Annotated in this window: 16 protein-coding genes and 1 pseudogene; 9 read left to right on the top strand and 8 right to left on the bottom strand. The window is 69.3% G+C overall.

Annotated features, from left to right (window positions below):
* The first annotated feature begins 72 nt into the window (after positions 1-72).
* The 9 genes from IF00_RS0129325 to IF00_RS0129285 all read left to right on the top strand — a co-directional run bounded on the left by IF00_RS0129325 (position 73) and on the right by IF00_RS0129285 (position 9,665).
* Positions 73-279, top strand: coding sequence for a helix-turn-helix transcriptional regulator (locus IF00_RS0129325; protein WP_030323185.1), 207 nt, complete (start codon positions 73-75; stop codon positions 277-279).
* The gene (locus IF00_RS47160; RefSeq protein WP_245234669.1) at positions 276-914 is read left to right on the top strand and encodes a hypothetical protein; all 639 of its coding nucleotides are present in this window, start codon (positions 276-278) and stop codon (positions 912-914) included. The genes IF00_RS0129325 and IF00_RS47160 overlap by 4 nt, the downstream gene beginning before the upstream one ends.
* Positions 911-2,089: an AAA family ATPase gene (locus IF00_RS0129315; RefSeq protein WP_051820670.1), complete on the top strand. Its 1,179-nt coding sequence runs from the start codon at positions 911-913 to the stop codon at positions 2,087-2,089. Before IF00_RS47160 ends, IF00_RS0129315 begins: the two co-directional genes overlap by 4 nt.
* 294 nt (positions 2,090-2,383) lie before the next feature.
* Positions 2,384-2,719: a hypothetical protein gene (locus IF00_RS0129310; RefSeq protein WP_030323179.1), complete on the top strand. Its 336-nt coding sequence runs from the start codon at positions 2,384-2,386 to the stop codon at positions 2,717-2,719.
* Positions 2,716-3,045 carry a hypothetical protein gene (locus IF00_RS0129305; RefSeq protein ID WP_030323178.1) on the top strand — a complete coding sequence of 110 codons (330 nt, stop codon included), beginning with the start codon at positions 2,716-2,718 and terminating at the stop codon, positions 3,043-3,045. Before IF00_RS0129310 ends, IF00_RS0129305 begins: the two co-directional genes overlap by 4 nt.
* Complete coding sequence (locus IF00_RS0129300; RefSeq protein WP_030323176.1) at positions 3,042-3,293, top strand: hypothetical protein; 252 nt, start codon at positions 3,042-3,044, stop codon at positions 3,291-3,293. The genes IF00_RS0129305 and IF00_RS0129300 overlap by 4 nt, the downstream gene beginning before the upstream one ends.
* Positions 3,290-3,889 carry a hypothetical protein gene (locus IF00_RS0129295; protein WP_030323174.1) on the top strand — a complete coding sequence of 200 codons (600 nt, stop codon included), beginning with the start codon at positions 3,290-3,292 and terminating at the stop codon, positions 3,887-3,889. The genes IF00_RS0129300 and IF00_RS0129295 overlap by 4 nt, the downstream gene beginning before the upstream one ends.
* A 393-nt stretch (positions 3,890-4,282) precedes the next feature.
* The gene (locus tag IF00_RS0129290; protein WP_245234668.1) at positions 4,283-4,573 is read left to right on the top strand and encodes a hypothetical protein; all 291 of its coding nucleotides are present in this window, start codon (positions 4,283-4,285) and stop codon (positions 4,571-4,573) included.
* Between the two features lie 286 nt (positions 4,574-4,859).
* Positions 4,860-9,665 carry a hypothetical protein gene (locus IF00_RS0129285; protein WP_051820669.1) on the top strand — a complete coding sequence of 1,602 codons (4,806 nt, stop codon included), beginning with the start codon at positions 4,860-4,862 and terminating at the stop codon, positions 9,663-9,665.
* 312 nt (positions 9,666-9,977) lie between these two features.
* Here the strand turns inward: IF00_RS0129285 and IF00_RS0129280 are convergent, their stop codons facing one another.
* From IF00_RS0129280 to IF00_RS44110, 8 genes and pseudogenes are all read right to left on the bottom strand, one after another.
* On the bottom strand, positions 9,978-10,373 hold the full coding sequence (locus tag IF00_RS0129280) for a DUF6907 domain-containing protein (protein ID WP_030323170.1): 396 nt from the start codon (positions 10,371-10,373) through the stop codon (positions 9,978-9,980).
* A 2-nt stretch (positions 10,374-10,375) separates the two neighbouring features.
* The gene (locus IF00_RS0129275; RefSeq protein ID WP_030323169.1) at positions 10,376-10,759 is read right to left on the bottom strand and encodes a hypothetical protein; all 384 of its coding nucleotides are present in this window, start codon (positions 10,757-10,759) and stop codon (positions 10,376-10,378) included.
* 366 nt (positions 10,760-11,125) lie between these two features.
* Complete coding sequence (locus IF00_RS0129270) at positions 11,126-11,410, bottom strand: HNH endonuclease (protein WP_037639297.1); 285 nt, start codon at positions 11,408-11,410, stop codon at positions 11,126-11,128.
* Complete coding sequence (locus IF00_RS45195; RefSeq protein WP_030323167.1) at positions 11,407-11,604, bottom strand: hypothetical protein; 198 nt, start codon at positions 11,602-11,604, stop codon at positions 11,407-11,409. The genes IF00_RS0129270 and IF00_RS45195 overlap by 4 nt, the downstream gene beginning before the upstream one ends.
* The gene (locus IF00_RS0129260) at positions 11,601-11,954 is read right to left on the bottom strand and encodes a hypothetical protein (RefSeq protein WP_158710532.1); all 354 of its coding nucleotides are present in this window, start codon (positions 11,952-11,954) and stop codon (positions 11,601-11,603) included. Before IF00_RS0129260 ends, IF00_RS45195 begins: the two co-directional genes overlap by 4 nt.
* Positions 11,951-12,541 (bottom strand): DUF6907 domain-containing protein, encoded by a 591-nt coding sequence (locus IF00_RS0129255; protein ID WP_030323164.1) that lies wholly within the window; start codon positions 12,539-12,541, stop codon positions 11,951-11,953. The genes IF00_RS0129260 and IF00_RS0129255 overlap by 4 nt, the downstream gene beginning before the upstream one ends.
* A complete protein-coding gene (locus IF00_RS0129250; RefSeq protein WP_030323162.1) occupies positions 12,538-13,065 on the bottom strand; it encodes a DUF6907 domain-containing protein in 528 nt (175 codons plus the stop codon). Before IF00_RS0129250 ends, IF00_RS0129255 begins: the two co-directional genes overlap by 4 nt.
* Positions 13,066-13,549: 484 nt before the next feature.
* Positions 13,550-13,786, bottom strand: a pseudogene (locus IF00_RS44110) (helix-turn-helix domain-containing protein); the annotation flags it as partial.
* Positions 13,787-13,820 lie beyond the last annotated feature (34 nt).

Raw genomic sequence — 13,820 nt, 5'->3', positions numbered from 1 at the left:
TCTGCTACTGTCACTGTCATGGGGCGACTGTAGCTCCAGTTGAGTCGCATTTCAACGCAACCGAGGTGAGAAGTGACTGACCAGCTGCTCACGCCGAAGCAGGTGCAGGCCGAGTACGGCTTCGCCCCGCCCACGCTCGCGAACTGGCGGTGGATGGGGCAGGGGCCGGAGTACATCAAGCAGACCCCCGGCAAGGGCGGGCGCATCAAGTACCGGCGCAGTGCCATCGAGGCATGGCTGCAGGCGCAGACCGTCCAGACCGGAGGCGCCGCAGCATGACCCTGCAGAACGCAGAAACGCCGCACGGGCTAGGTGCGGCGTTTCAGGAAGTCTCCGCTGAGGGCGGGCTCACTGCCACCGTAGCGCAGCTCCAGCGGCGCCGAGAAGCCGCCGGGCGATGTGAGCCGCTGCACTGCGGACACCGCGACCCGCTCGACTGCGGCCCCGACTGCAACGGCGACAGCCCCCCGCCGGTCGTGCTCGCCGAACACGTCGAGCACATCCCCGCCGAAGACGCCGTCCAGTTGTGGGCCGAAGCCCGACAACTGTACTTCGCGGCCGACTTCCCCAAGTACGCCAGCAAGGAGTGGAGACAGCTCCACCCCGACGACCCCCGCCGCCTCGCCGGAGCGCTCGACGCCGCCGAGAACTGGCGCAAGTACGGCGACGAGGAAGCACTCATGCAGTGGTTCCGCGACGTCAACGCCACCCGCGAACCGCTCTGGGCCCGGCGCACCCTCGCCGAACTCGACGCGCTCGCCAAGCACCGGCGCCCCCACGACGTCATCGCCACCCCCGGCTGGCCGCCCATCAAGGTCCCCGGCACCGAGACGTGGCGCCACAACCTCGACGGCCGCCAAGTCGACCTCGACCACAACATCCCCCGACCCGTCCGCCACCTGGAGGCCGCGTGACCACCCCCGACATGTGGCCTACGGGCTGGGAAGGAGGCGCCTCCGCCGACGGGCCGCGGCTCGTCGCTGTACCGGAGCAGCCGCAACCGCGCGGCCTGCTGCTGCGGCCCGCGTCGGCCGTCCGCATCCGGCCTGTCCGCTGGCTGTGGGACACCACTCCGGAAGGCGCCACCCCCACGTCCCACGGACGCATCCCTCTCCACTCGCTCGTCCTCGCGGCAGGCGGGCCCGGACTGGGCAAGTCCCAGTACGCCGTGTGGATGACCGCACAGATCACCCGGGGCGAACTCCCCGGCGAGATGTACGGCCAGCCCCGCCCCGTCATCTACTGCGCGGCCGAGGACTCGTGGGCGTACACCATCGCCCCCCGGCTCATCGCCGCCGGCGCGGACATGGACCTCGTCTTCCACGTCACCGTCATGGACGACAACCAGCTGCACGCGCGGCTCAGCCTGCCCGTCGACACAACCCTGCTCGCCAAGGAAGCCGAACGGCACAGCGTCGCCCTGCTCGTCATGGACCCGCTGCTGTCGTACATCGACAAGACCATCAACGACTACCGGGCCGCCGAGGTCCGCCAGGCACTCGAACCGCTCGTCGCCGCAGCAGACCACCACCGCTTCACCATCCTCGGCCTCGCCCACTTCACCAAGGCAGGCGGCACCGACCCCCTCGCCCGCGTGGCAGGCTCCGGCGCCTTCGGCCAGCTCATCCGCGGGCTCATCGCGTTCGCCAAAGACGAGGACGAGCAAGGCGACGAGCGGTTCGTCATGAGCCTGGAGAAGAACAACCTCGGCCGCCTCGGGCTCCCCTCACACCAGTACGCAATCCAGGCCGTCACCATCGACACCCCCGAGGGCCCGTCCTACGTCTCGCGGTTCGTCCTCGGACCCGAGATCACCACATCGGTTCGCGACGTCATGCGAGCCGAGTCGGTACCCGACATGGACCGGGCGGAGACCAACGAGGCATGCGAGTGGCTCCGCGGCTACCTCACCGACCTCGGAGGCGAGGCCGAAGCCAAGGAGATCAAGGACCACGCCAAGGCAGCGGGGTTCAGCGCCTCCTCGATGGACCGGGCGAAACGCCGCTTGGGGTACCACCACCGATCCTTCGGCTTCGGGAAGGAGCGACGCGCCATCTGGTCCATCGAGAAGCCCCCCACCACACAGTGACGCGAATGACGTCAATGACGGGATTGGGCCTGACCTGCGGTTCCACAAGATCAGGCCCGTGACGCGAATGACGCGAATGGTGACGCGAATGGCAGCCCAATTTCACCATTCGCGTCACCCCCTCTCTCAATCTCGTCACCAATCTCGTCAAGACAAAACAGCAGGTCAGAACCAATATCACCAATCTCGTCACCTCCCAGCGTGTGTAGGGAGAGACAGCCGTCAGGACGAGCCCCCCACTGACCCCCTTCTGCTGCCGCCTTTCGACAGCAACCACAGACCAGGAGTCACCCAGTGAGCAAACCGTTCGACCACACCGTCCTCTCCGTCGTCCCGGCGCCGCCCGGCTTCCGAGTCGACGTCCACCACTACGAGACACCCCCCGGCGGCAAGGCGACCACGGCAGAGCAGCACAAGTTCCCCCTCGTCGCCTGGGCCGTAGTACGCCGCGACGACTGGTCGGAATCGCGGGAGTGCACGGACATCGAGCCGGTCTTCCTGTGGCGGGGCGTGCCGATGGTCGCCAGCAACTACCGGCGCAGCTTCAGCGACATCCACCCCGACCCCGGGAAGCCGAAGCTGACCGTCGGCATCTACGTCTCCGAGCCTGCGGGGTACGTGGCGCTATGACCTCCCACGTCGAGCAGCAGGTGCAGGCCCGGATAGCGGCGGCCAGGGCAAAGGCGCAGCAGAAGAAGGAGCAGCGGGCCGAACTCGCCGGCCGTCGTACCGGCGGGCTCATGGCCCGGCACCGGGCAAAGGCAAAGCGGGCCGGGATCCGGCTCGGGTTCTGCGGCAGCTGCGCGCGGCCCCTCATGCGCAACACCTACCTGCTGTGCTCCAAGGGCTGCGGCGCCAAGCTCTGCCGCGGCTTCAAGCAGTGCCACAACCGGCACAACACCCAATGCCCGGGCCAGGCCCGCCAGTTCACCGACAGTCCCGGAGGGACGCCGTGACCGTACCCGCCCAGTTCATCCGATCGGCCGCGCTCATCACCTCAGCGGCCCTCCGCGACGACGACATGACCGTCCACCTCCTCCTGCACACCCTGCCGCCCGAGGAGATCGCAGCCACCGCGGAGGGAGCCATCCTCGCGATGGCCGAACTGCTCCGCGGCGTCGTCACCCCCGAAGCCATCCAGAACGCCATCGGCGAGGCCCAGGCCCTCGCCCAGGAAGCAGCCACCGAAGGAGACCAGTCATGAACGCAGATGAGATCCGTGCCCGTCTCACCGACTCCACCCAGCGCATCAACGGCAAGCGGGACCTGACCCCGCACGCCAAGCGCGTCATGCTCGCCCGCGCCTACGTCGAAGCCCGGGATGCCCTCGCCGAGCTGAGGGAGCAGGAGACGAAGGCCGTCGTCCGGGAGCGTCAGAAGCTTGAGCGCAAGCTGTTCGGCACGACCGGGTTCAACCCCGACCCGCAGCTCATCATCGCCAAGCGGGACGCCGACGACCGGGCCGCGAAGTACGAGTCGCCGGCCGACGCGCGCCGGGCCCTGCAGCGCGCCGAGCGCGACGGCGACACCATCCTCGCCAAGGCCATCGCCTCCCGCGCCGCGGACTGGGGTGGCGACCCGCACTGGGGCGCCCTGGTCCAGGAGTACGTGGCCGAGCGGCCCGTCGAGGCCGAGACGCTCAAGGCCATGCAGGAACTCCCCAACACCGACGACGGAGTCTTCAAGCTGCAGCAGGCCATGCGGTACGGGCTCGCCGTCCCCGACGGGCTGGGCGAGGCCCACCGACACCAGGTCGACGGACTCGCGCAGCAGCCGCTCGACGGTGATGCAGCAGCATGACCCATGAACTCGGCGTCAACGGCACTGCCCTCGATGGCTCATGGTCGAGCGGCGGACCGATGGTGCGGCGCGTGCTACCTCCCGCCGCTCCAGCGCCGATGGCTCCGGTCGGCTCCTCACTCCAGCCGACCGGAGCCCCTCAGGGGGTGGGGGGATACCCCCCTCCGGGGGTCCTTCCGTATCGGGGCCGTATAGCACCTGACTGTCTGTGACCCCTGAAACGATCCCATGCAGCCCGCTGACCTGCGGGTTTGCCGTACACCCTGACGGCCAGTCAGGGAGAGGAGGAGGGCCCTCATGGCTCGCCAGAGCATCAGTGCAGGTCAAGGACCTGTAGCCGCAACACCGACTCCGGCTGGCCTGGACGATTCGGGTACCCGACTGTGGGAGTCCGTGGCTGACGGGTTCGACCTCGACGTCCACGAGCAGCTGCTCCTGCTGCAGGCCTGCCGCACGGCCGACCTCTTGGACCGCCTCGCCCTCGAGGCCTCCCGGGGCCGGCTGACGGTGAAGAACGCCAAGGGTGAGGAGGTGACCAACCCGGTCATCACGGAGCACCGCCAGCAGTCCCTCGTCCTGGCCCGGCTACTGGCCTCGCTGCGGATGCCGTCGGGCGAGGAGGACGAGCGTCCCCAGCGCCGCGGTGCGGTCCGCGGCTCCTACGGTGTCCGGCGCGTGGCATGAGACGCCGCCGGCCGGACCCTGCGCAGGACAACTTCCCGCCTCGGCTCGCCGTGTTCGACGTCGGCGACTGGTGGGTTGTGGATCCCGAGGACCCGACGCAGGTCGGCTATGCGCGCATCAAGTGGGTTGTGGCCCGCCGCACTTACCTAGAGGGAGGTGACTGGGAGGCTCATCTCAGTCCGCCCGTTTGGTGGGAGTCCGCGACTGCTCCTCCCCGGGCTTGACCACCGCACCACCCGTCTGACCTTTCAAGGGCCCGCGCCACGACTCCCTGAAAGGGGGAGACATGGCGATCACTGTGGGATCCGTCGAGGTCGACGTCGTCCCGAACACACGGAACATCTACGCCCGTCTGCGCTCTGGTCTGACTGGGCCCGCGGACAGCGTGGGTAGCGAGATGGGCCGCATCATCGGCCGTCACATCACGGTCAACGTGGTGGACGCGATGCGGAACGGTATCCAGCGCGGCGGCCAGCAGGCCGCGACCGCAGCGGGCCGGCAGGGATCTGATGCGGGCGGTGCGTTCGGCCGCAGTTTCCGCTCCCGCGTCGAGGCCGCGGTGCGCTCCCTGCCCGACATCACCATCGGCGCCGATACCACGGAGGCGGACGCCGACATCCGGGCTCTGCGCGAGCAGCTGCACCAGCTCTCTACGCAGCGCGTCGGCATCGACGTGGACACGGCGACGGCCCGCCGCCAGATCGAGGCGGTCGAGCGCGAACTGCAGCGGCTCGGAGCCTCAAGCCCGGACATCGCGGTCCGGGTGAACACGGCGGCAGCTGTAGCGCAGCTGGCCGCACTGCGTACAGAGATCGACGCCATCGACGGCCGTGAGATCGATGTGCGGGTGGATCCGGCGGTCCGCTCGTTCGGCATGCTGGTCACGGCCGCGGCAGCGTTCGGGCCCGCAATCCTCCCGGTCCTGCCCGTGGTTCTGGCGGGCCTGGGTGCGATCGCCTCCGCGGGTGTCGCCGCAGCCGCTGGTATCGGCGCCGTGGGTCTGGTCGGCGTCCCGGCCATCAAGGACATCGCGGGTGCTCTGCAGGCGCAGAAGGCCGCCCAGGACGCGGCGACGTCGTCGACGAACTCTGGGGCCGCCGCAGCTGTGGCGGCCCAGCAGAAGGCGATCCAGCAGGCGTCGGCCCGGCAGGCACTCGCAGCCGCGGAGCGCAACGCGGCCCGGCAGGTGGCCGCCGCCCAGGAACAGGTGTCTCAGGCCCGCCAGAGGGCTGCCCTGGCGGCCGAGCAGGCGGCCCAGCGGACGGCGGACGCGGCCCGGCAGGTACGGGACGCCGAGCGGGACCTGAGGGACGCTCAGGAAGACGCGGTGCGGGCCCAGGAGGATCTAACCCGGGCCCGGAAGTCTGCGGCGGATCAGCTGCGCGACATGAACAAGCGCCTGGCGGACGGCGCCCTCGACGAGCGGGCCGCGGTGCTGCGCGTGCAGGAGGCGGAGGCCGAGCTCACCGCGGTTCGGAAGCTGGGCTCGAAGGCGTCCCAGCTCGACCAGGACCGCGCCCAGCTGGCCTACGACCAGGCTGTGAAGGCTCTGGGGGACCAGCGCCAGGAACAGGCCCGGCTGGCGGCCGAGGTCGACGCCGCGAACAAGGCCGGCGTGGACGGCTCCGACACGGTCAGGGCGGCACAGGAGCGGCTGAAGGACGCGCAGGAGCAGGTCGCGGACCGCACGGAGGCGGTGACCGACGCACAATCCGAGCAGGCCCGTGTGGCGGTGCAGAACTCGCGGGACATCGCGGAGGCGCAGGGGCGCATCGGCGACGCCGTTAAGGGTGTGGCGACTGCCCAGCAGCAGGCCGCGGACTCTATCGCTTCCGCCCAGCGGCAGGTCGCGTCGTCGCAGATCCAGGCGGCGACTACCGCGTCGGCCGCGGCGACCGCGCAGGCGAAGTACCAGGCGGCGCTCGCGAAGCTGACGCCGTCGGCCCGGGAGACGATGACAGCGTTCACCGGTCTGCGGACCGCGTTCGGCGATTGGTCGCGGAGCCTGCAGCCGGCCGTGATGCCTCTGTTCACGCGTGCGCTGGACGGCCTGAAGAACTCTCTGCCCGGTCTGACTCCGATCGTGCTTGCTGCTGCGACCGCGATCGGCAACCTGCAGGACCGTGCGTCGGCCGGCTTCAAGTCGCCGTGGTGGAAGGAGTTCAAGGCCGACCTGACTGGGGCTGTGCAGCCTGCGCTCGAGGGCCTGGGCGTCGCCTTCGGCAACATCTTCAAGGGCATGGCCGGTGTTCTGCAGGCGTTCTTCCCGCACATGGACGGCATCTCCAGTCGGATGCAGACCATCACGGAGCGGTTCGCGAACTGGGGCTCTTCACTGAAGGGCTCGCCCGCGTTCGAGCGGTTCCTGGCGTACAGCGCGGAGCATGCCCCGTTCGTTGCCGAGCTGCTGGGCAACCTGTTCGGGGCTCTGTTCAACGTCGGTGCGGCTCTGGCGCCTCTGGCGGGTACGGCGACTGCGTTCCTGAATGCTCTGGCGGACGGAGTCTCCGCTATCCCCGTCAACGTTCTGACGGTGGTGGGTGTCGCGTTCGCCTCGATCGCGATCGGTGCGAAGCTGGCCGCGATTGCGCTCGGTATCTGGCGTACCGCAGTCATGGCGGCCACTCTCGTTACCGCGATCATGACCGGCCAGGTGTGGGCGCTGAATACGGCGATGCGCGCGAATCTGATCGGGCTCATCATCACGGCGATCATCGCCCTGGTTGTGGCGATCGTTTACGCCTACCAGAACTCGGAGACATTCCGGCAGGTCGTCCAGAACGCGTGGGAGGGCATCAAGGCCACGGTCAGCTGGATTTGGGAGAACGTGCTGCAGCCCATCTTCAGGGCGCTCGTTGTCGCGTTCAAGGCGATCGCGGATGCTGCCGTGTGGCTGTGGGAGACGGTCCTGAAGCCCACGTTCACCTTCATCGGTGACGCTGCCGCCCTGCTGGCGACCATCATCCTGACGGTCCTCGTCGCGCCGCTGGTGATCGCCTTCAAGGGGCTGGCCGTGGTCGCCGAGTGGCTTTGGCAGAACGTCCTGAAGCCTGCATTTGAGGGCATCGCGGCGGATGCCACATGGCTGTGGAGGAACATCCTGTCGCCCGTGTTCCAGGCCATTGCCGCGGCCGCGAAGTGGCTGTGGGAGTACGGCGTCAAGCCCGCATTCGAGAACTTCAAGAGGGGCTTCCGGCAGATCGGCGATGCGGCGAAGTGGGTGTGGGACAGCATCCTCAAGCCTGTCTTTGGCTGGGTCGGCGACAAGGCCGGCTGGCTGTGGGAGAAAGCCCTGAAGCCTGCCTTCAGCAACATCAAGAGCGGTATCGACTCTGTCGGCAAGAGCTTCGACACGGCCCGCGGTTTCATCGACACAGCCTGGTCGAAGATCTCCGACATCGCGAAGAAGCCGGTCCGCTTCATCATCGACAAGGTCTACAACGGCGGAATCGTGCCGACGTGGAATCTCATTGCGGACGCATTCGGCGCGCCGAAGATCGAGAAGATGAAGACGGAGGGCTGGGCGACCGGCGGTGTCCTTCCCGGCTACACGCCGGGGAAGGACGTCCACAAGTTCTACAGTGCGACCGGCGGTGGCCTCGAGCTGTCCGGCGGCGAGGCCATCATGCGCCCGGAGTTCACGCGCGCCGTCGGCTCCGGGTTCGTCAACGGCATGAACGCCATCGCTCGCAGTCGCGGCATGGCCGGCGTGAAGGCGGCCCTGGCTCCGGCGCTCGGCGGCAGTGCACCCGTCGCCACCGATCACAGCCTGAAGTACGCGGACGGAGGCATCTTCGGCTGGATCGGCGACAAGGTGGCCGGAGCGGGAAGCGCGGCCTGGAACGGCATCAAGTCGAGCGCCGACTGGCTGACGGACACGATGGCGTCCTCGGCACGTGCTGGACTCAACAGCGTCGTGGATCCGCTCCTCGCCCAGTTCCCCGGCGCCGACACCGACTTCGGCCGCATGCTCCGCCGGATCCCGACGAGGATCGTCGACTCGATCTTCGGCTACTCGAAGGAGGCCGACAAGCGGGGCGCCGGCGGTATCGGCGGGCCCCGGATCCAGAAGGCCCTGTCGTGGGCCCGCACGCAGAACGGGCTCCCCTACCAGTGGGGCGGCAACGGAAACCCGTCGTGGGACTGCTCCGGGTTCATGTCGGCAATCGAGTCGGTGATCCGCGGGCAGAAGCCGCACCGCAGGTGGGCTACCGGCGCGTTCTCCGGCAAGACGGCCCCGCCCGGATGGGTGCTGGGCGGGAAGAGCCCGTTCATGATCGGCATCACCAACGCGGGGGTGGGCCACACCGCAGGCACGATCGGCGGCGTCAACGTGGAGTCGCGCGGAGGCGACGGTGTGGTGGTGGGTCCCCGGGCGGCTATCTCCAGCCCGGCCTCAATCTGGCCTACAACGGCACCGGTCGGCCGGAGCCGGTCTTTACGACCTCCCAGGCCAACGCCCTGGGCCGCATGGCCAGTCAGGGGGGAGCGGTCGGGCTCCAGCCCGGTGACTCGCTCACGCTCGTCGTGGACGGGCAGGAGTTCCACGGCTACGTCGACGCCCGGGCCGACCGCCAGATCACGAGCATGGTCAACACGACCGTTATGGCGGCCCGTGCGGGGCGAAGGAGGTAGCGGAGCCCGTGACAGACCCCGTGACAAGGCGTTGACGTGTCACGGGGTCGAGCCCTTCTGTCACGGGCTCTGTCACGGGCCCGGCCTGCAGTGTCACGGGCTTGTCACGCCCCACCTTGCCCCGGTATGCGGCCCTGCGCGGACCCTGCGCAGGGGGTGCGTATTCGGGGCGGACCCTGCGCGCCGACGCGCAGCCTCCCCGCCGCACGCGCAGGGTCTGTGCAGGGTGCCACCTGCCGATACGCAGGGTCGCGCACCCGGACGCGCACCCACTATGCCCCGGTATGCAGGGCGGACAGCAGGGCGGACAGGCCCCGGACACGTCCAGACGGGCTCGCCGCCCGTCTGGGGTGTAGATCGGGGCAATCCGGGTGCTCAGCCAAGTGCTCAGTGCTGCTCGACTGCAGGTCAGGGCTGCTCAGTGGGGTGCTCAGGACCCGCTCAGGTCGCGCTCTGAGCAGGGCCTGAGCAGTTTCCTGAGCGGCCGCCACCTGCGGCGGAGCAGTACTGAGCAGGCCCTGAGCAGCTGGATAGCACCCGGTTTGTACCCGTCTGTGGGCCGTCTTGGACCCGTCTAGCTGGCGGCCCGAGGCGAGCCGCAGACGGGCCATAGCCGGGGTCGAGGCGCCCTCTAGACGGGCCATAGCCGGGCATGCCGAAGCGCCCCGCCTACCGTCCCTGGTTGCATCAGGGGCGGGCGACAGGGCGCTGTGTGATCACTTCATGGATGCCCATAACGTGATCTTCGCGGCGCCGCGAAACGTACAGGTCAGCGCTTGCGCCGCTCGTTCTCCTCGGCGGCCAGCTTCTGCCGCAGGTCGGCCAGGCCGGCTCGGTAGGTGTCGAGGGCGGCGAGCAGCTGGTCGACTCCGGCGGTGTCCAGCTCGAGGCCGTCGGCCTTGTCCTCGGAGAACTGGACCCACATGCAGGCCGCGGCGGGGGACGTCTCCGTCGAGTGCATCCGAATCTCCGCACCCATGAGCGGGAACGGGGGCGCCGTGCGCCGCGAGTCGCGGTCCCGGGGCGCCTGGATCTCGACCAGCTTGCTCTGGTGGAGGCAGTCGTCGGCCGTGTCGTCCCAGTAGGCGTGATCGGTGGTGCACCAGTCGGGGCACTGGATCGTCGCGACGGCTCCGCCAAGGGTGGGTCCGGTGTACGTCTTCACGGTCAGGACTCCTTCGGGGCGTACAGCGGGTAGGCGCGGTCGACGGCCCGGTACTCGGCCTGGATCTGCTCTCGGATGGACAGGTCGTTGAGGAGGTCGGGGAAGTCCCGGGCGTAGTCCTGGAGCAGGGTCCAGCTGTGGCTGGCGAGGCCTGCCTCGACGGCCTCGCGGATGTCCTCGACGGTCCACGTGTCCGGGTGTTCGTCGTCGCGGTGCCCGCCCATGAGGTCGAAGGCGACGGCGAGCATGTCGCGGGTCATGGCGACCTGGAGGGTGATGACGGCGCGCGGCTCGTCGTCGGGCTCCGTGGCGCCCCACAAGTTGGTGGGCGCCAGGGCCGGCGGGAGGTCGAGGGTGTGGGCGCTGTCGACGGTGTAGAGGGTCATGGTGACGTCTCCTTCGGAGTGTTACCGGAGGCCGCTACAGGCCAAGCGAGTATTGGGCTGCGGGGGCCTCCGACCCCATGGGGGGAAAGGGCTCGGAGGCCAAGTGGGAATTGGGCTTCGAGCCCTTGGGGGGATTGGGGACTGCCGCATTCGGGGCGCCCCGAACCGTCACCGTCCCCGGTGGAGTGCGGGGGCGGGTACGGCCCGGGACGGAGGGCCCGAACACTTGCGGAACGACCTGCGGCGACAGGGGCATTTGCGATGCACGCTGGGCATTCGTGGCCCCCTCCAGAGGGGGGGACACTTGGGTCGCACGCTGGGAACTTTCCGTCCGCCAGACCGACCCTTTTGGGATTCGGCCTGCGGCTACGCGGCGAGCTCGAGCGTCGGCGCGAGACGGAGCAGCAGCCACGCGAACGTGAGCGGCAGAGCGTCCGCCTTCGCGTTGTTGCAAGGCTGGCAGGCCGCGACCAGGTTTCGCGGCCGGGACTGCTGCCAGATGCTCCACGGGATGTAGTGGTCGAGGGTGACGTCCGCCTCCGCCGCGAACGGCCGGCGGCAGTAGTGGCACTGCCAGCCGTCGCGCTCGAGGACGTAGGCCCGGATCATCCGCCGCGTCTGCGTGTTCTTGAGGAAGCCGCGCTTGCTCATTCCCCCACCCGCCCGTCCCGCGCCACGCGCTGCAGGAGCAACCGGCACAGCCGGGCCCCCTGGAGGTCGCCGCGGGCCTCGCAGGCCGCCAGGCACGCGAACGCGTCCGCGATGGACGGCAGGGGCTTGGTCGCCTTGCAGGCCCGCCCGAAGGCCGCGTTCTCCGTCGGCCGGCGCACAGTCGTCGCGATCACGACTCGCCCCCGTCCACGTCGAAGATGAGCGACGTCGGGGTGTCGGAGCCCTGCCAGCAGAAGAAGTACGTGAGCCACGCCTCCGACAGCTTCAACAGGGCCCGCTGGTAGGCCGCGGACCCCTCCCGCAGTCGCCGCTCGTTCCCCGGCCGGTAGACGCTGTGCGCCGGCATCTCGCGGAGGTCGGCGCGCATCCTCTCCAGCTGCCGCTTCCAGTCCGTGAGGACCGGCAGCAGCGTCCGGATGTAGTCGTCCGGGGCGTCGTCGTACCCGTCGGGGCCCATCTCGAGGTCCCACAGCTTGCCGTAGGACACCTCGTCGAACAGTCGGGCCTTCATGTCCCAACTCATCGCTGCACCTCCAGGGCGGCCAGCTTGCGGGCCAGGTGGCGCATCGTGGCCGCGTGCTCGACCAGCAGGGCCGCGGCGACGTCCAGGCCCCGGGAGTTCAGGGCGTGGACCTCCTCGTCGACCTTGACCAGCGCGTGCACCTGCGGCGCGGTCGGGGAGAACGGGCGCTGCACCAGGGACACCCCGAGGACGTCGACGAGGTCGTGGCAGAGCGTCGGGATCCCCGTCGCCTCCTCCTCGCTGGCGTGCTCGATGTCCGAGCGGTACCCGCCCTCCGTGTGGAAGCCGCGGCACCACTCCGGCTCCGGCAGCGTCACCGCCCCGTGGTCGCGGGTCTCGACGGTCACCATGCCGTCGACGACCGGGGACCGGCGGGCCACGTACAGCGGCTCCTCGGTGTCCAGCGGCCACGTGCGGCCCAGAACGTCCCGGTGCCGCGCATGGGAGGCGCGATTGTTGATGCACGGGAAGTTGGGGTAGCCCGGCTGCGGCGCGGCGCACACGGCCAAGTCGCCCTCCAGGGCGCCCTTGTGCCAGTCCAGCAGCGCGTCGGGGATCCCCTCCAGGGGGTCACGCTCGTCGCTCATCGCTGCGCCTGCTTGATGTACGCGGCGCGGGTGGCGACCAGGTCGGCGTGCATGGCGCGCATCTCGTCGAGACGGCCCTGGAGGGTGTTGATGACCGTGGCGAACCCGTCCGGGTCGAGGCTCTCGATGAACGCCCCGTCCATGACCTCGAGGTCGATGTGCGGGAGGCGCTGCGCGATCCGCCGGTCGAACGGGTCGACGTTCATCGACGCCCGCAGGACCGACAGCTCTTCCGGCGCGCCGTTCTCGTTGATGGGGAGCGTGAGCTCGCCCAGGGACTTCAGGCACCACACGTCGTCGGCGACGGCGACACCGTCGCGGATCTCCCGGTGGTCGTCCGTGCAGCCGGCCATGCAGGTGAACGTCAGCGTCTCGCCGCTGTCGCGGTCGGTGAAGGTCCACGTGCGGGGCGCGGTGACCGGAACGCTGTGCCGGTCACGGGTGGCCGTCTGGCGGCCGATGCGGAGTGCGCTGGGCAGAGATGCCAGCAGCTTGTGGGCAGCACGCTGTACGGTGATGCTCATGGTTCGTCCCTCTCTCGAAGGGTCGTTCCTAGGCCTCGAGTCCGGTGTTGACGCACCGGCCGGGGCCGCCCCCATTTCCGGGGGCCGACGAGTCGACTCTACGAGTACGCGAGTCGAAAAGCAACTCATCCGGAGCGATAGATGCTCCGTGGCAGTACGCGTGCCGTACACATCACTCAGTGATAGTCCGGGGTAGTCGACGACAGTCCATGACGCCAAACTGGCTGGTCAGGGACCTGTGGATGGTCCTCCGCAGGCCAAGCGATCGTCCGCCACGGACTTGTAAAGCGGGGGTCGTCGGTTCGAACCCGACAGGGGGCTCCAGGCAGGAACGTCGAAGACCCCCGACCGATCATGGTTGGGGGTCTTCGGCATCCACGGGTGACATCAGCGGCTGCGCTCAGGGACGGCCGGGCCTTGGACACCGTCGCTGAGGAGTCGTTCCACCGAGCGAGCTCTTCCCGGTACCACCCGGTTCCGGCAAGCCAGGCTTACGGCTCTGCCGCAGGTCGCGGGCGCGGTCTTCCACCGCGGCCGCGGTCCGGTGCGGCGTCGTGCGAGGCCGGCTCGACCGGTCGTGCATACCCGCCTCACCCTCGGCCCGCCACCGGCGGATCCACTTGTGGGCCGTGGCCCGCGATATGCCCATCTCGGCGGCCACATGAGCGACCGGGCGCCCCGAGCAGACAAAGACGGTCAACCGGGCATTACGGTGGGCCACGAAGACCTCCGTGAGGTGAGTTCCTAGACAGCTC

The sequence above is a fragment of the Streptomyces flavochromogenes genome (assembly GCF_000717595.1).
GTDB classification, from domain to species: Bacteria; Actinomycetota; Actinomycetes; order Streptomycetales; family Streptomycetaceae; genus Streptomyces; species Streptomyces flavochromogenes.
This window is presented reverse-complemented; position numbering and strand designations above follow the sequence as displayed.

Coding starts and splice junctions, on each gene's coding strand:
- IF00_RS47160 (WP_245234669.1), top strand. CDS start 276: ATGACCCTGCAGAACGCAGAAACGCCGCACGGGCTAGGTGCGGCGTTT.
- IF00_RS0129305 (WP_030323178.1), top strand. CDS start 2,716: ATGACCTCCCACGTCGAGCAGCAGGTGCAGGCCCGGATAGCGGCGGCC.
- IF00_RS0129295 (WP_030323174.1), top strand. CDS start 3,290: ATGAACGCAGATGAGATCCGTGCCCGTCTCACCGACTCCACCCAGCGC.
- IF00_RS0129285 (WP_051820669.1), top strand. CDS start 4,860: ATGGCGATCACTGTGGGATCCGTCGAGGTCGACGTCGTCCCGAACACA.
- IF00_RS0129275 (WP_030323169.1), bottom strand. CDS start 10,759: ATGACCCTCTACACCGTCGACAGCGCCCACACCCTCGACCTCCCGCCG.
- IF00_RS0129270 (WP_037639297.1), bottom strand. CDS start 11,410: ATGAGCAAGCGCGGCTTCCTCAAGAACACGCAGACGCGGCGGATGATC.
- IF00_RS0129260 (WP_158710532.1), bottom strand. CDS start 11,954: ATGAGTTGGGACATGAAGGCCCGACTGTTCGACGAGGTGTCCTACGGC.
- IF00_RS0129255 (WP_030323164.1), bottom strand. CDS start 12,541: ATGAGCGACGAGCGTGACCCCCTGGAGGGGATCCCCGACGCGCTGCTG.
- IF00_RS0129250 (WP_030323162.1), bottom strand. CDS start 13,065: ATGAGCATCACCGTACAGCGTGCTGCCCACAAGCTGCTGGCATCTCTG.